Raw genomic sequence first — 15,889 nt, 5'->3', positions numbered from 1 at the left:
GCCTCCCCCATGAAGCTCAACCGAAGCTCGAGCGTGCTCTCCACGAAGTCCGACTCGGCGCTGTCGACGCCGCAGCCGCGTCGCAGCAACTCCGTGGATGCGAAGCCCACCACGACGACGTCGCCGTCCTCGACGCCGACGAAGCCCGCCCGGTCGAACTCGGCGCCCCCGACGGCCAACCGGCCGCCGAGTGACGTGTCCACCGGCAGCCCGTCGCGCACCCGCCCGCGCAACCCCGAAGGGGCGGCGAGCGTGAACAACGCGCAGGCGAGCGGCGCCAAGAAGCCCACGACGAACACCGAGATCCGCGCCTGGTACAAGCAGCAGATCGCCGGCATCCCCGCGAACGACGCGAAGCTCCAGGCGCAGGGTGCGTCGCTGGCGGACCGCGCGAAGGCCGCGCACGCCATCCGCCACGAGGCCCGCGTGGGCGCGCGTGAGTTCATGGGCACCTTTGAATCCGCGATGCTCAAGGCGCGCGACTTCTTCAAGTATGGCCGGCTGGACGGCCCCTCTTTCGACCAGCTCGTCGGTGAGGCCAAGAAGAGCGGCTTGAGCGAGGCGCAGGCGTACGACAAGATCATCAACAGCTCGCAGCGTACCAACCAGGCCGTGGACAACATCTACGCCAAGCCACAGGCAAAGCTATGAACGCTGATCAACTGATGAAGCAGAAGCTGGAGTGGGTGAAGACGTCGGACCCGCTCCACCCGCTGCGCACCAAGGCGGAGGGCAAGGAACTGCGCCTGCGCATCGGCGACTTCCCCGAGGAGTCCATGTACACGCTGCTCGTCGACGACCAGGAGGTCACCGAGTTCGACGACTGGCCCAAGGCGTGGGTCCGCCCGCGCTGAAGAAGCGCCTCGCGGCTGAAAAGAACAGACGCCCTGTCCCTCGCTCCAGGCGAAGGACGGGGCGTCGTCGTTTCCAGGCTGCCCTGCCCTGCTTCAGCCCGGCAGCAGCTGGCGCACGAGCTCCAGGAGCTTGCCGCGCTCCACCTCGCGTTTGACCAGGTAGCCGTCCGCGCCCGCCTCCAGACCGGCCGCGCGGTCCTCGTTGCTGTCCAGCGACGTGACCAGGATGATGGGCGTGCGCCGGAACATGGGGTGGCCCTTGATGCGGCGGGCCAGTCCCACGCCGTCCAGCCGGGGCATCTGCCAGTCGCTGACCACCAGGTGGCAGTGAACGCGCTCCAGCACCTGCCACGCCTCCTCGCCGTCCGACGCCGTCACCACCGGGTAGCCGGCGATCTCCAGCAGCGACTTCATGGCGAAGCGCGTGGTGAGCGAGTCGTCGCACACCAGGATGCGCGGGAGTTTGGACTCACCACCGGAGGTGCGCGTGTCCGGCTTGGCTGCGCGCAGCAGCTCCGGCGCGTTGAGCACCGGAACCACGCGGCCGTCGTCCAGCACCGCCGCGCCCGCCAGGTGCGTGACGTCCCGCAGGTGCTTGCCCAGCGCGCGGACCACCAGCTCCTGCTGCCCCACCACCTCGTCGATGGCGTACAGCACGCGCTCTTCACCGAGCGACAGCAGCACCGCAGTCTGCCGCCGGCCCGACTCCAGCGCGAGCGGCATGCGCGGCAGGCCGATGGCCTCCGAGAGTGACAGGAACGTGAGCTGCTCGCCATCCAGCCGCGCCACCACGCGTCCGGCCACCGTGCCCACGTCGTCCGCGTCCAGCCGCAGCACGCGCTTCACGGTGTCGGAGGGAATCGCGGTGATGGTGGTGCCGGTGCGCACCAGCAGGCCCAGCGCCGCCGCCAGCGTCAACGGCAGGTCCACGATGAAGCGCGTGCCCTTGCCGGGCGTGTACTCCACGTCCGCGCTGCCCTGCAGCCGCTGCGCGGTGGCCAGCACCACGTCCAGGCCCACCCCACGACCCGACGTGGAGGTCACTTCATCTCGCGTGGAGAAGCCCGGCTGGAAGATGAGCCGCGCGGCCTGCGCGTCCGACAGCTTGTCCGCCGCCTCCTGGTTCATCAGGCCCCGGCGCACCGCCGTCGCGCGCACGCGCACCGGGTCCAGGCCCGCGCCGTCATCCTCCACGATGACGCCAATGCGCGTGCCCCGCGCCTCCACCCGCACCACCAACCGGCCCGTCTCCTGCTTGCCCGCCGCCTTGCGCTCCACGGGCATCTCCAGCCCGTGGTCGATGGCGTTGCGCACCAGGTGCACCAGCGGATCCTTCAGCGCGTCCACGATGCGCCGGTCGAGCCGCACGTCGGTGCCACCCAGCTCCAGCGCCACCTCCTTGCCCAACCGCGAAGCCGTCTCGCGCACCGTGCGCCGCAGGGGCTCCAGCACCTGCGAGGCCGGCACCATGCGCAGGTCGCGCAGGTCGTCGCGGATGACCTGACCGATGAGCGACTGCTGCTCACCGTCGCGGTGCGCCTCCTTCGCATGCTCCAGCAGGCGCTTCTGCATCGTGCGCATCAGGCCCACGCCCGTGCGCAGCGGCTCCAGCGCGGACCCGCCACCGGACATGGCCAGCTGCGACGCGGCGCGCTCCAGGTGCAGCAGCACCTCGTGCGCCTGATCCGTCAGCGACCGGAAGCCCTCCGTGCGCCGGCCCTGCTGCGACCGCCCGGACACCAGGTGCTCCACCTGGAGCGCCAGCGAGTCCAGCGTCTTCACGGACACGCGCACCGCGCGGTCCACCGTCCCGGCGCGGCCTTCAGGAGCCGGAGTGCTCGCACGCGCCGCGGGCTTCGCCGCAGGGGCCGGAGTCAGATTCACAGGCTCGGGCTCGCGGACCGCGACAGCCTCCTCCGCCACGCTCAGCGCCATGCGCAGGTCCACCAGCGCACCCGCCACCTCCGACGCCGCCAGTCCCGCCGCGTCCCCGCCCTCCTCCATGCGCGTGAAGCCCAGCGCCGCGGCCTCCGCCAGCGTGGCCACCGCATCCGCCTGGACGGCCTCCGCGATCTGCCGCAGGGCGTGCGCCTGGTCCACCGCTGAACGCACCGCGCCCGCCCGGTCCTCCACCTTGGGGGACACCAGCGTGCTCAGCGCCGTCTCCAGCGCCACCAGCGCCTTCAGCCCGTCCTCGCCCAACGGGCCGCTGATGGCGGCGTCGTCGGACCCGGGGGCGGCCGGCTCTTCGTGGCCCAGGGCCTTGAGCAGCGAGCCCACGCCGTCCACCACGGGCTGTTCACCCGCGTCGCCCCGGTTGAGGGCGTTCTCGATGGCGGAGAGGCCCCGGAGCATCGCCTCCACGGCGCCCCGGGAGATGGGCTGATCCACGTCGACGTGGGACAGCCCGTCCTCGATGGCGTGAACGATGCGTTCGATGTCGTCCAGCCCCAGGCTCGCCGCGGAGCCCTTGAGGCTGTGCACCACGCGCTTCAGCGACGGCATCAGGTCCGCGTCGCGGGCGCTGGCCGGCTGCTCCAGCCCCAGCACCTTCGACCCGATGGCCTGAATCTGTTCGCGCGTCTCCGCGGCGAACACCGGCCAGATGCTGCGCAGCAACTGCGGATCCATGAAACCCCAGTCCCCTCTAGCCGCGCCTTGCGGCCGCCGGGTTGCCCAGCTGTGTGAGGTCCAGCACCGTGAGCCGGTCCGGCGTCAGGAACAGGAACGGCCCCGGCGGCGGCTGGGACAGCTCCGCGCGCGGCAACTCCAGCCGTCCGTCCACGACCTCCGCCGCCAGCCCGAACGCCTCGTCGTCCACTTCCACCACCACGACCTTGCTCAGGTCGGACATGCCCCCGCCCTCCAGCCCCAGCAACTGCCGCAGGTCCAGCACCGGCACGATGCGCGAGCGCGACAGGAGCGCCCCCAGCACGTGGCGCGGCGCCCCGGGAAGCGAGCACATCCCGCGCGACTCCAGCACGTGGTCCACGTAGTCGATCTTCACCGCGTAGCGCTCGCCGCCCACCTGGAAGGCGAGCACCGTGACGACCTCCTGGCGCGTCTCGTGGCGCGAGTTCGCCAGCGCCACCGCGCGCTGGTGCAGCACCTCGCGCCGCCTGTGGGCGCTCACGACGGTGGCGCCTTCCAGCAGCATCTGGGCCGCGTCGAGCGAGGCCTTCAGCTCGTCGAAGTCGATGGGCAGCAGCTTGCGGTCGTCAGTAGACATGGGCGGGCGGTCAGTACTTCGTGGCCGGCAGCTTGAGGATGTCCCGCACCTTGGAGCGCAGGTCGTCCACGGACACCGGCTTGTTGAGGAACGCGCTCGCGCCGACGAGCTTCCCCTTCTGGCGGCTCGCGTCGTCCTTCAGCGACGTGAGCAGCATGAAGGGCGTGTCGTGCAGCTTCGGGTCGCCCCGGATGGCCGCGCACAGCGCGAAGCCGTCCATCTCCGGCATCTGCACGTCGGAGATGATGAGGTCCGGCTTCTGCTCGCGCGCCCGCTTCAGTCCCACCGCGCCATTGGGCGCGTCCACGAAGTCCAGCCCCCACCCCATCAGGTAGACCTGCAGGAGGTTGGTGATGGTCTTCGTGTCCTCCACGATCAGCACCTTCGCTGCCTTGCGTGCCCCACCCGTCACGTTGCTGTTCATAGCTGGTACCTGCCTACAAGTTCAGAGAAGCGCTTCGACAAGATGGAGAGATTGCCGGCCACCTGCTCGATGCGCCGGGTGCCCTCCACCGAATCACTCATGGCGGACGTCAGCTCGCCCATCGCCGTGGCGATCTGCTCCACACCAATGGTCTGCTGCCGCGTGTTGCCCGCGATCTGCCGCGCCGCCCCGGACGACTCGCGGATGACCTCCGACAGGCCCAGGATGGTGGAGCCCGCGCCGCGCGCAAGCTCCATCGCCGCCTGGGCGCGCCGGCTGCCCTCGTCCGTCGTGGTCACCGCCAGGCGGGTGCCCTTCTGCACTTCACCCAGGAGCACGCGCACCTGCTCGGCCGCCATGCGGGACTGCTCCGCCAGCGTGCGCATCTCCGTGGCCACCACCGCGAAGCCGCGTCCGTGCTCGCCCGCCTTCGCCGCCTCGATGGAGGCGTTGAGGGCCAGAAGGTTGGACTGCTCCGCCACGTCCTTCACCTGTCCGATGATGTCGCTGATCTGCAGCGTGCGCTCGTTCAGGTCGGTGATGGCCAGGGCAATGGCCTTCACCTGTTCGCCCAGCTTCTCCATGCCCTCCACGCTCTCCGTGACGACCTTCTGTCCCTGAGCGCTGAGCGACTCCGACTTCTGCGTCTGGGCGATGACCGCGTCCGCGTAGGACGTGGCCTGCTTGGAGGTCTGGGCGATCTCCGCCACCGTGGTGCTCGTCTCGTTGATGGCGGACGCCTGCTGGTGCGCCATCGCGGACTGCTGCGTGGAGGTGGCCAGCACGCCCGCGGCCTCGTGCTCCAGGTCCGTGGCCGCGCCGCGCAGGTCGTGCAGCAGGTGCACCAGCGCGTCCGCCATGGTGGCGAAGCTGCCCGCCAGTTCGCCAATCTCGTCCGTGCCGGTGGTGTCGATCTGCTGGCGCAGGTCCCCCGCCGCGATGCCCACCGCCGCGCGGGCCAGCCGCTCCAGCGGCTGGATGAACAGGCTGGCCATGCCGGCCGCCGCCAGCAGGCCCAGCACCAGCACCAGCAGGCCCAGGCCCGCGGTGCGCCAGGTGCTGGAGGACAGCGAGTCCGCCAGCGCCTCGCGGTCCAGCGCCAGCTGCACGGTGCCCACGCGCTTGAGCGCGCCGCCCGGCGGGCCGAAGAGGATGGGCGCCGTCGTCTCCACCACGGGCAGCGTGCCCGCCGTCAGCAGGCGGTCCACCACCGCGTCGCCGTCCGCGGGCTCCACGGCGGCGGCGGTCGCGAAGTGCTCGTCCGCGGAGCGCGCCAGCACCTTGCCGCTCGCGTCGCGGATGACGATGTACGCGATGTCCGGCACGCTCTTGAGAGCCGCGTCGGTGCCCAGTTGGAGCATCATCGCGTCGTTCGCCGCGGCGGACGCACCCACGGCGAACGCCATGCCGATGCCCACCGCGCGCGAGCGCTTGGTCAGCTCATCCAGCAGGCCGTCGCTCATCTGCATCCAGAACGCGAAGGTCAGGATGCCGACCAGCACGACGCCGAAGATGCCCGTGCCCCCGAGGATCTTCGTCCGCAGGCTGAGCCTGGTCGAATCCGCCCCTTGAGGCGACGCCATCTTCAAACCTTTCGCTTCCACGTTGTCCCCACCTCACGTGTACCGGCGCGCCCCACGACTTCAGCGCGCGCCCTGCCAGCCCATCTGCGAAGGCCGGGGAGCCAGCGCCTGCCGCAAGCCCCCCGCCGTCATCGTCGTCTCCACGCCTCGCAGCGGGTGCTCGTCATCCAATCCATCCAGCGCGCGCAGCGCGTTCTGCCTCGCGCGCTCCGCGTCCTCGCGCCGATCCAGGCGGCTGTAGAGCGCCACCAGCGTCGCATGTCCCAGCGCCAGCTGCGGCTCCAGATACAGCGCCTTGCGCACCGCTTCCACCGCCGCGTCCAGGTCGTTGCGCGATTCGGCCACCATCGCCAGGAGCAGGTACGCCTCCGGAGACAGCGCCCGCGCCGCCTCGCGCGCCAGCGCCTCCGCCTCCTCGAAGTGGCCCGCGTGCGCCGCCTCCAGCGCCCGCGTCAGCAGTCCCGCGTCCTGGGCCGCGCGAGCCGCCGGCGTGGACGCCTGGGCACGCGGGGCGTCCGCCACCGGAGCCGGGCTGGACGGCCGCGCAGAGTAGACCGCCATGGGAGCGGACGGCGTGGGGCGGCGGGACGAAATCCGCAAGCTGCCCGGCACCGGCGTCTCCCGGCGGAGCGAGGCGGCGGTGAAGGCCGAGGGCGCGTCGCGACGCGGAGGGGACACGGTGGCGGACTCGCCCGCGGTCCACAGCTGCTCCAGGGGCATGCGCAGGACGGGGGTGCCGTCCACGTCCAGCGTCTCCAGCCCCATCCCGTTGGTGAGCGGCACCTCCGCGGGCGACACGAAGAGCAGCCCGCCCGGCGCGAGCGCGCTCACCAGCCGGCTCAGCACCGCGCGCACCAGCTCCGGCGTGAAGTAGATGAGGACGTTGCGGCAGAAGATGGCGTGGAAGCCCAGGGACGGCACCGCGTCCGTGGCCAGGTTGTGGCGGCGGAAGTCCACCGTGCGCACGACCTCCGGAGTGACGGAGTGCTGCGTGTCATTTCCCGACGAGCCCGGGTGCGGAACGAGGAAGCGCTTCTCCAGGTCCGGCTCGATGCGCCGCAGCGACCACGGGCTGTACACGCCGGCCTTCGCGCGCTGCAGGGCCCGGCCGGACACGTCCGTCGCCAGCACGCGGAAGCGCCCGCCGTTGCCCAGCCCCGCGTCCATCAGCGCCATGGCGATGCTGTAGGGCTCCTCGCCGCTCGCGCAGCCCGCGCTCCAGACGTTGAACGGGCCGCCCTGGTGCAGGCGCGCCCGGGAGGCCAGCGCGCGCAGGTGCTCCGGGTGGCGGAAGAAGTAGGTCTCGCCGATGACGGCGTGCTCGATGAACGCCTCCACCGCCGTCGGCTCGCGAATGAGCAACTGGCGCAGGAAGGCCGTCTCGGACAGGTTGCGCGACAGCGCCGCGCGGGACAGCGCGGGCTCCAACGAGCGACGCAGGCTGCTCGCGAGCGTCAGGCCGCAGGCGCCCTGGAGCACCTCCTCGACCTTCGCGAGCGTGGCGTCGTCGAGAAGCCCGTCGCTCACAGGCCCTCCGTCCCGTTCAGCAGCGCGCTCGTGCGCAGGAGCGGGCGCAGGCCCTCCGGCGTGCGGCACAAGCCCGCCATCAGCCCGGTGCCGTCCCACGGCAGCTTCTCATCGCCGCTCTGCGAGCCGTCCACCAGCACCGGCGTCTCCACCAGGTCCTTCACCCGGTCCACCAGCAGTGCCACCATGCGGCCCGCGTCCACCACCACCAGCAGCGAGTCCAGATCCGGCGTGCGCTTGACGCCCATCAGGCGCGCCACGTCCACCACCACCGCCGGGCTGCCGCGGTAGACGAATGAACCGGACACGTGCACCGGCGCGCCGGGCAGCGGATCCAGCGCCACCAGCCGCACCACCTCCTGCACCTGCCTGGCGGGCACGAGCGCGGTCGTGTTGCCTGCCTCCACGGTCAGGTAGAGGCCCGGCAGGCGGACCTCGCCCTGCAAGGTGACGAGCTCCTGACGCAGCTGGTTCTGCTCCGCCTCCAGCGCGCTCAGGCGCTGTTGCACGGAGAGCCGGCGCGCCTGTGGAGGGACGGGGACTCTGGGGGTTTCGGCCATCGAAGAACTCGGCCCGCCGGATGGCAGGCAGGAAGAAAAACCGTAATCCGGGAGCCCCACCCAAAGCAATGCGGGCTTACCCGAAGGTCGCGACTCACATCCCCCCCTACGACCGGGGTCGCGCTTGCCCCGACGTGGTGGATTCCGGACCCCCTTGGCGTGCGCCGCACCGGCGAGTTGTGCTTGGATACGGAACTGCTGCTTTTGCCGGAGAAACCATGTTGCACGCAGCTTCTAGGGGACACGAATGATCAAGAGCGATTCCCCGAGCCCTGAGGCCCCGGGAACGGATCCGCTCATCGGCCGGACGTTGAACGGCCGCTTCAGCATTCTGGAGCCCCTGGGCGTCGGTGGAATGGGCAAGGTATACCGCGCCCTCCAGGCCCCCTTGGAGCGCGTGGTCGCGCTCAAGGTGCTCAACCCCACCTTCCCCAGTAGCCGCGACCCCGGCTTCCAGAAGCGCTTCCTGCGCGAGGCGTCGCTGACGTCGAAGCTGCGGCACCCGAACACCGTCACCGTCATCGACTACGGGCAGACGGACGACGGCATCTACTACATCGCGATGGAGTACCTGGAGGGCCGCACGCTCCAGCAGGTGCTGGGTCAAGCCGGTCCCCTGCCCTGGGCGCGCGCGGTGTCGGTGGCGCAGCAGGTGTGCCGCTCGCTGCGCGAGGCGCACGCCCTGGGCATCATCCACCGCGACCTCAAGCCCGCGAACATCATGATCCTCAATGAGGCGGATCAGGACCTGGTGAAGGTCCTGGACTTCGGCCTCGTGAAGTCCGTGGGGCCGCAGGAGGGACCGGTCAGCCCCGAAATCACCCAGAACGGTACGTTCCTGGGCTCGCCGCAGTACATGGCGCCGGAGCAGGCGCGCAACGTGGCGGACGCGCGCAGCGACGTGTACTCGCTGGGCATCATGCTGTTCCAGATGCTGATGGGCCGGCCGCCCTTCATCGCGCGCGACCACATCGAGCTCATCTTCGCCCACTACAAGGAACCGCCCCCCACCTTCCAGGCCGTGCGCCCGGATCTCGCGGTGCCGCCGGAAATCGAGATGGTGGTGCGCCGCTGCATGGAGAAGGATCCGGCGCGGCGCTTCCAGACGATGGACGAAGTGCTGGAGGGCCTGCGCGAGGCGCACATGGCCGCGGGCGGCAACAGCGGCGTGTTCCGCCGGCTGGGCGGCGCCTCGACGACGGGCCCCTACCCCTCGCCGCCGACGACGGGCCCCTACGCGTCCCCGCTGTTCGCCAACGTGGGCAACGCGGAGCCCGCGGACGGTGGGCTCGCGGTGGACATCAGCGTGGAGGTGCCGGCGGACGTGCAGCGCGCCCGCCAGCGCACGCTCATGATGGGCGCGCTGGGTGGCGTGATGGTCGCGGGCCTGGTGGGCATCACGCTGTTCTTCCTGCGCGGCGGCAGCCCGGATGAGCAGCCCGCGCAGCCGGTGACCCAGGCCACGGCCCCCGCCGCACCGGCCCCGGTGGCGGAAGCCCCCACGACGGCGCCCGCGCCGGGCAAGGTGCGCTTCCGGCTGATGAGCCAGCCGTCCGGCGCGCGCGTCTATTACAAGGGCAAGGAAAAGGGCGTGACGCCCTTCATGTTGGAGCTGCCGCTGGGCAGCGAGGGCAGCATCACCGCGGAGCTGACCTTCGCGCTGGAGGGCTACCAGACGGAGACCATCATCACCGGCGGCTCCGGTGAGGTGGTGCTGTCCCAGAAGCTGACCAAGCGCCGGGGCGGCGGTGAGCGCCCGAGCCGCGTGGACCTGGCCACCGCCTCCACCCCCGAGGACTTCGAGAACGTGGCCCCGGCGACGCCGGGTGGACTCGCGGCGCCGGTGATGATGACGGCGAACCCGGCCACCCCCGCGGCCGTCCCCGCCACGACGACGGACAAGGCGCCGGGCGCGGTGGGCGTGTCCGCCGCGGCACCGGTCAGCGCGGCGGGCAGCCTCGCGGTGCCGTCGCTCACGACTGGCGCGCTCGCGCCCGTCAACCCGAACGCCGTCATCCCCTTCAACGACGCCATGGAGCGGCCGACGCTGCTGGAGGAGGGCCGGGACATCGCCTACACGCGCGAGGCGCTCGCCATCAAGGCGGAGGGGCTCGTGGCGGTGCGCTGCACCATCACCAACAAGGGGCGCGTGGAGAACTGCCGCATCCTGAAGATGGTGCAGCACATGGACAAGGCGGTGCTCGACTCGCTCCAGTCGCGCGTCTACAAGCCCATCCAGTACCAGGGCCGCCCGGCGAACGTGGACTACACGTTCACCATGCGGCTCGTGTCCCCGCGCCGCTGAAAGAAGCAACGCGCCTCCACCGCGTCCTTCAAGGGCCGGTGGAGGGAACGAGCGGCGGCGACGGAGGGACGGACGGGGTGGCGCCTCCAGAAGGCACGCCCCAGTCCACCACCGGCCAGCCCCGCCTCCGCGCCTCACGGCGCAGCCGGTGGTCCGGGTTCACCACCACCGGGCGCCCCACCACCTCCAGCACCGGCAGGTCCGAGTACGAGTCCGTGTAGAAGGCGCACGCGGACAGCGGCACCCCCGCCTCCTTCGCGGTGGCCTCCGCGTAGAACCGCTTGCCCTCGCCGAAACACACGGCCCCCAGCGGACGCCCGGTGTGCAGTCCCGCCGCGTCCACCTCGAAGCGGTTGCACAGCACGCCGTCCAGGCGCAGCTCGCGCGCCACCAGGTCGGACAGGTAGCCCGAGGACGAGGTCAGCAGTACCAGTCGGTCTCCGGCCTCGCGGTGGGCCTCCAGCGCGAGCAGGGCCCCGGGCCGGTACTGCCCGCGCACGGCCTCCGCGTAGAAGTCCGCGGAGCGCGCCTCCAGGGCCCTGGCGTCGGAGCCCGAGAGCAGCGCCGTGGCGCGCAGGAGCACGTCCTGCATGGCCACGAAGCCCAGGTGGTAACGCGCGAGCAGCAGGCTGGCGCGCAGGGCCTCCCAGCGGGAGATGTGCCCCAACGCCAGCTCGCGGCGCACCCAGAGCGACGCGGAGTTGGCGGCGAGCAGCGTCCTGTCCAGGTCGAAGAAGGCGACGGCCACGGTCAGAGTCTAACCGCGAGGGCCGCCCGGGGCAGCGCCGGGGAGGCCAGCCCGAGGGGCCGCTGACCGCCTGCCCCTGCGCATCAGAGCCACGCCCCAGAGCAGCACGACGGCCACACCCGGTCCTCCCGCGGAAGCGCCGCAGCCGGTGCCCTTCCCGTCCGCCACGAGCTTCAAGCCCGGGTCCTCCGGGATGCGGCACTGCGTGGGAGGCAGGCCGCGCGGATAGGCCGAGCAGAAGCCGGACGCGGAGCCCGCGTCGATGACTCGCTTGGACGTCTCGCCCTGGGAGGCGGTGGCCTCCATGGTGGAGCCCGCGGAGTAGACGTGGTCCAGCCCGACGACGTGGCCAATCTCATGCGTCATCGTGTTCTGCACGTCCGTGGCGACGCAGTCGGTGGACGGTGGGCCCGAGCACGGCGGCCCATTCACGGTGGTGAAGAGGAAGCTGGGACCGTAGTCGGTCTCCGCCGCGTTGAGCTCGATGTCCGAGTCCACCACCGAGCCGTCCTTGAAGCTGAACGACGAAGTGGTGAGCCCGATGGTGGCGCCCCCGTGCGCCCAGCACTGGTAGACGTTGCCGCACGTCTCCTCCGCCCAGCACGCATCGTCCGGAGGGGCGACGTCCTGGCAGTTGCGCTCGCGGAAGGTGACGACGTTGTAGTTGTCGAAGCGGTGCTCCTCGTCGTAGCCGATCTCGACGGGGCGCGACCAATCCTCGCCCCGGATGAAACGGAAGTCGCTGCACGTCGAGGACAGCGCCCGCCACGCGTCGAAGGCCGCCTCGATGGCGACGACCTCCGTGTCCCCGGGCGTGCGCGTGCTGCCGGCCGCGTCCAGGTGGTAGACGTAGTCACGCCCCGGCCAGACCAGACACAACGGCCGGCCCGGCACGAGCGTGCGCTTGAAGTCCTGCTGCGCGCCCGCCGCTCCCGCGCACAGAAGCACTCCCAGGAGCAGCAGGCGACAACTCACCGTCCACCCCGCCGGCGGCGCGCCAGCAGCGAGGCCGCGGCCAGCAGCGGCAGCACCGCCAGTCCGCCAGCCGCCGCGGTGCAGCCATCGCCGTCCCCGTCGCCATCTCCACTCCCGTTGCCGTTGGAGTTGGTCACCGGGAAGCAGGGCTGGCTCGCGCTGCCCTTGGGGTACGCGGCGCACACGAAGCTGCGCGAACCGGGGTCGATGTTGCGCTTGGACGTCTCGCCCGGAGGGGCGCTGGGGTTCATCGTGGAGCCCGTCGCCAGCGTGTGGTCCAGGCCCACGAAGTGGCCCACCTCATGGGTGGCCGTGTTCTGCACGTCCGTGTCCACGCAGTCCGGCGTGGCCACGATGCCGCACGGCCCGGCGTTGCCGGTGGTGAAGTTGAAGCGCGCGGCGTTGAAGGAGATGTCCGAGTCGTAGACGATGCCCGTGCGCTCGTCGTACGTGGTGAGCGTGATGGCGATGGTGCCGTCGCTGTCATCCCAGCAGTCGTACGTGTTCGCGCACGTGTCCTGGGTGAAGCAGGCGTCGTTGGAGTCCACGACCTCGCGACAGGCGCGGCCCCGGAAGAGGATGAGGTTGATGTTGTCGCCAGAGCGGTTGTAGCCCACCGTCCGGGAGTTCACGCGCGCGCCCTCCGCCAGCGTCAGGTTGCCGCAGCTGGCGAAGATGTCCTGCCAGCTCTGGAACGAGCGGGTGATGGCGTCGAACTCCGTGTGGTTCGTCGCCTTCGGGTTGCCCACGGTGCTCTGCTGATAGGTGACGCGAGTCTGCGTCCAATACAGGCACTGCGTGTTCTCATCCCCGGGGGACACGCGGCTGCGCACGTACGGCGCGGAGCTCTGTCCCATCACCGCCGCCAGCACCACCCACGACGCGAGCGCGCCCATCACTTCGCCCCCTTCTTCGAGGGCGCCGCCTGCTGCGCCTGGACCGCCGCGCGCACGGACGCCTTCAGCTCCTCCAGCGTCACCGTCTTCGCGTTGGACGCCGTCTCCTGGCGCGTCTTCGGATCAATCAACACCGCGTCCCCGGTGGACGCCGGCACCGCCATCGTGCCCGGGCCGGTGCGCTGCACCTGGTATTTGCCCTGCGCCATGCCCGCCAGCTGGAACGCGGCCGCGCCGCGCTTCTCCAGGAAGACGACGACCTCCTCGCCCTCGGAGAAGGACGCCAGGCCACCCACCACCTGGCCAATGTCCCCCACCCGGCCTCCCGGCTGGGTGACGACCACCGTGCCGCCGGGCTGCCCCTTGAGGGTCTCCGTCACTTGAATCTCCACGTCGGTGACGATGCGGCGCTTGTCCCCGCTCCAGCGGCTCTGCACGCGGCGGACGACGCCCTGCACCACCGCGTCCGACGTCTGCGCCATCTGCGGCAGGTCCGCCCGCAGCATCGTGGTGGCCCCCACCGGCAGCCCTCCGAGCAGGGTGGCCAGCACCACCGTGCGAACCGCGTGTCGAATCGGCATGGATAGTCTCCTTGGCCGCGCAGCCTAACCCCAAGCGGGCGGCTTGCGTTGACCCTCGTGCACCCGTCCTGCTATCGCGCGCCTGCCCATGGCTCCGTCAAAAACCCGCGTCCGCTTCGCTCCGTCACCTACTGGATACCTCCACATCGGAGGCGCCCGTACCGCGCTCTTCAACTACCTCTACGCGAAGCGCTACGGCGGAACCTTCATCCTGCGCATGGAAGATACGGACCAGGAGCGCTCCACGCCCGAGTCCGTCAAGGCCATCCTGGATGGCCTCAACTGGCTGGGACTGGACTGGGATGAGGGCCCCGGCAAGGAGGACCCGAAGTACGGTCCCTATTTCCAGACCCAGCGCCTGGACACGTACCGCAAGCACGCGGACCAGCTCCTCGCGGAAGGGAAGGCCTTCCGGTGCTACTGCACCCGCGAGGAGATCTCCCAGCGCCGCGAGGCGGTGGAGAAGGCGAAGGGTCAGGGCAGCTACCGCTACGAGGGCACCTGCCACGACCTGAAGGGCCCGCCCCCCGGCAAGAAGCAGGAGGACGCCGTCCTCCGCTTCCGCATGCCCGCGGGCGAGGGCACCGTGTCCTTCGACGACAAGGTGCTGGGCACCATCACCAAGGCGCACTCGGACCTGGATGACTGGGTGATGATGCGCGCGGACGGCATCCCGCTCTACAACTACGGCTGCGTCATCGACGACCACCTGATGGACATCACCCTGGTGTCGCGCGGCCAGGAGCACGTCAACTCCACCTTCCCGCAGTTGATGCTCTACAAGGCGCTGGGCTGGACGCCGCCGGACTTCGCGCACCTGCCGCTCATCCTGGGGCCGGACCGCGAGAAGCTCTCCAAGCGCAAGCATCCGGAAGCGGACGTGATGCTGCACAAGCGCACGGGCATCATGCAGGAGGCCCTGCTCAACTTCGTCATCCGCCTGGGCTGGAGCCACGGCAACGACGAGGTCATCACCCGCGAGCAGATGGTGGAGTGGTTCGACTTCGACGGCGTGGGCAGCACCTCCGGCGTGTGGAACCCGGAGAAGCTCCAGTGGCTCAACCAGCAGTGGTTCAAGCTGCTGCCCCCGGCCGTGGTCGCGGAGCGGCTGGTCCCCTTCCTGGAGGCCCGCGGCTTCCAGGCGAAGGGCGACGCGCGCCTGGAGCCGCTGGTGCTCGCGCTGCGCGAGCGCTCGCGCACCCTGGACGAGATGGCGAACACCGCGTCCATCTACTTCAAGAGCGGAGTCACCCTGGATGAGAAGGCCGCCGCCAAGCACCTGAGCGGGGACTCGCTCAATCTGCTGCGCCAGGCCCGGGAGCAGCTGGCCGCCCTGCCCGCCTGGACGGTGGAGCCGCTGGACGGCGTGGTGAAGACGGTGAGCGAGGCGGCCCAGGTGGGCATGGGCAAGGTGGCCCAGCCCATCCGCGTGGCCATCACCGGCAACACCACCAGCCCCGGCATCGGAGAGACGCTGCTGCTCGTGGGGCGCGACGAAGCCCTGCGGCGCATCGACGCGGCGCTGACTCGCGGGACGTGAGATTGACGGTGGACGCGGGCATCGCCGGGCCCTATCTTGGCCGGCGATGACGCGACCGCTTGACAGCCTGCGACCCCATTTCTATAAGGCGCGCCCGCTCGGGGCGGTGCTGCTGGCCCTCTGGGCAACGGCTTCCGGCGCCGAGCTGGTGAACGGCGCACAGATTCCGGATGGTGCCCAGAAGGTGGGCGAGAACAGGTACCGGGCTTCGCGAGACTTCGAAGCGACGCTCGACTACTACAAGAACGTCTACCCGACCTCGAGCTACCCGAGGCGGTCGATCGTCAACCAGCCGGGCGTCAAGGCCGTGCACATCTCCAACCCCTCGGGGAAGAACTTCGAGGGGCTGAACATTTACGAAGCGAACGAAGAGGTTCGCATCTATGTCGTCCCGCTGCAGGGGGCGGCGAAGCCGGCGAAGAAGACTGAAGGCAAGCCGGTCAGGAAAACGAAGTAGTTGAAGTCAGCAGCAGAAGTCGGTAGTAGAAGCGCCCGCAACAAGCAGCGCCGCAGCACGCAGCTCCTTGGGGAATCGTCTAACGGCAGGACAGCAGACTCTGACTCTGCTTATCTAGGTTCGAATCCTAGTTCCCCAGCTGAAAATCTCCGGTTGACTGGTCAGAACGGAGAATGTAGGAAGCAGCAGCAGAAACACAGCGGTTGTAGG

At 70.4% G+C, this 15,889-nt stretch carries 15 protein-coding genes and 1 tRNA gene; 6 read left to right on the top strand and 10 right to left on the bottom strand.

Features of this window, described 5'->3' with window-relative positions:
* The first annotated feature begins 9 nt into the window (after positions 1-9).
* Both D7V77_RS43175 and D7V77_RS04155 read left to right on the top strand, forming a co-directional pair.
* Positions 10-651 carry a hypothetical protein gene (locus tag D7V77_RS43175; RefSeq protein ID WP_139918663.1) on the top strand — a complete coding sequence of 214 codons (642 nt, stop codon included), beginning with the start codon at positions 10-12 and terminating at the stop codon, positions 649-651.
* Entirely contained in the window at positions 648-854 is a 207-nt protein-coding gene (locus tag D7V77_RS04155; protein WP_120574963.1) for a hypothetical protein, read from the top strand. The genes D7V77_RS43175 and D7V77_RS04155 overlap by 4 nt, the downstream gene beginning before the upstream one ends.
* A gap of 93 nt (positions 855-947) precedes the next feature.
* Here the strand turns inward: D7V77_RS04155 and D7V77_RS04150 are convergent, their stop codons facing one another.
* Genes D7V77_RS04150 through D7V77_RS04125 form a run of 6 tightly spaced genes read right to left on the bottom strand, consistent with a single transcriptional unit; the run spans position 948 to position 8,177 of the window.
* Positions 948-3,485, bottom strand: a complete 2,538-nt coding sequence (locus D7V77_RS04150; RefSeq protein WP_120574962.1) for a response regulator — start codon at positions 3,483-3,485, stop codon at positions 948-950.
* A gap of 16 nt (positions 3,486-3,501) precedes the next feature.
* Positions 3,502-4,083, bottom strand: a complete 582-nt coding sequence (locus D7V77_RS04145; RefSeq protein WP_120574961.1) for a chemotaxis protein CheW — start codon at positions 4,081-4,083, stop codon at positions 3,502-3,504.
* 10 nt (positions 4,084-4,093) lie between these two features.
* On the bottom strand, positions 4,094-4,507 hold the full coding sequence (locus D7V77_RS04140; protein WP_120566495.1) for a two-component system response regulator: 414 nt from the start codon (positions 4,505-4,507) through the stop codon (positions 4,094-4,096).
* Positions 4,504-6,090 carry a methyl-accepting chemotaxis protein gene (locus D7V77_RS04135; protein ID WP_120574973.1) on the bottom strand — a complete coding sequence of 529 codons (1,587 nt, stop codon included), beginning with the start codon at positions 6,088-6,090 and terminating at the stop codon, positions 4,504-4,506. The genes D7V77_RS04140 and D7V77_RS04135 overlap by 4 nt, the downstream gene beginning before the upstream one ends.
* A gap of 60 nt (positions 6,091-6,150) precedes the next feature.
* A complete protein-coding gene (locus D7V77_RS04130; protein ID WP_120574960.1) occupies positions 6,151-7,617 on the bottom strand; it encodes a CheR family methyltransferase in 1,467 nt (488 codons plus the stop codon).
* Positions 7,614-8,177, bottom strand: coding sequence for a chemotaxis protein CheW (locus tag D7V77_RS04125; RefSeq protein WP_120574959.1), 564 nt, complete (start codon positions 8,175-8,177; stop codon positions 7,614-7,616). Before D7V77_RS04125 ends, D7V77_RS04130 begins: the two co-directional genes overlap by 4 nt.
* A 247-nt stretch (positions 8,178-8,424) precedes the next feature.
* Here D7V77_RS04125 and D7V77_RS04120 point away from each other — a divergent pair, with 247 nt between their 5' ends.
* Positions 8,425-10,482, top strand: a complete 2,058-nt coding sequence (locus tag D7V77_RS04120; RefSeq protein ID WP_120574958.1) for a TonB family protein — start codon at positions 8,425-8,427, stop codon at positions 10,480-10,482.
* A 28-nt stretch (positions 10,483-10,510) separates the two neighbouring features.
* Here the strand turns inward: D7V77_RS04120 and D7V77_RS04115 are convergent, their stop codons facing one another.
* Genes D7V77_RS04115 through D7V77_RS04100 form a run of 4 tightly spaced genes read right to left on the bottom strand, consistent with a single transcriptional unit; the run spans position 10,511 to position 13,682 of the window.
* Positions 10,511-11,230 carry an HAD family phosphatase gene (locus tag D7V77_RS04115; protein WP_120574957.1) on the bottom strand — a complete coding sequence of 240 codons (720 nt, stop codon included), beginning with the start codon at positions 11,228-11,230 and terminating at the stop codon, positions 10,511-10,513.
* 9 nt (positions 11,231-11,239) lie between these two features.
* Positions 11,240-12,205: a myxosortase-dependent metalloprotease, MXAN_2677/MXAN_2678 family gene (locus tag D7V77_RS04110; RefSeq protein WP_120574956.1), complete on the bottom strand. Its 966-nt coding sequence runs from the start codon at positions 12,203-12,205 to the stop codon at positions 11,240-11,242.
* Positions 12,202-13,101 carry a myxosortase-dependent metalloprotease, MXAN_2677/MXAN_2678 family gene (locus D7V77_RS04105; protein ID WP_120574955.1) on the bottom strand — a complete coding sequence of 300 codons (900 nt, stop codon included), beginning with the start codon at positions 13,099-13,101 and terminating at the stop codon, positions 12,202-12,204. The genes D7V77_RS04110 and D7V77_RS04105 overlap by 4 nt, the downstream gene beginning before the upstream one ends.
* Positions 13,101-13,682, bottom strand: a complete 582-nt coding sequence (locus D7V77_RS04100) for a hypothetical protein (protein ID WP_120574954.1) — start codon at positions 13,680-13,682, stop codon at positions 13,101-13,103. The genes D7V77_RS04105 and D7V77_RS04100 overlap by 1 nt, the downstream gene beginning before the upstream one ends.
* Before the next feature lie 88 nt (positions 13,683-13,770).
* Here D7V77_RS04100 and gltX point away from each other — a divergent pair, with 88 nt between their 5' ends.
* The 3 genes from gltX (at position 13,771) to D7V77_RS04085 (ending at position 15,818) form a co-directional block, all read left to right on the top strand.
* Complete coding sequence (gene gltX, locus D7V77_RS04095) at positions 13,771-15,222, top strand: glutamate--tRNA ligase (protein WP_120574953.1); 1,452 nt, start codon at positions 13,771-13,773, stop codon at positions 15,220-15,222.
* A gap of 46 nt (positions 15,223-15,268) precedes the next feature.
* Positions 15,269-15,679 carry a hypothetical protein gene (locus tag D7V77_RS04090; RefSeq protein WP_120574952.1) on the top strand — a complete coding sequence of 137 codons (411 nt, stop codon included), beginning with the start codon at positions 15,269-15,271 and terminating at the stop codon, positions 15,677-15,679.
* Positions 15,680-15,747: 68 nt separating this feature from the next.
* Positions 15,748-15,818 (top strand) — tRNA-Gln (locus tag D7V77_RS04085).
* Positions 15,819-15,889 lie beyond the last annotated feature (71 nt).

Origin of the sequence: Corallococcus sp. CA041A (genome assembly GCF_003612075.1) — a bacterium.
Lineage (GTDB): Bacteria > Myxococcota > Myxococcia > Myxococcales > Myxococcaceae > Corallococcus > Corallococcus exiguus.
The sequence above is the reverse complement of the archived record's forward strand: the minus strand, read 5'-3'. Positions and strand labels throughout refer to the sequence as shown.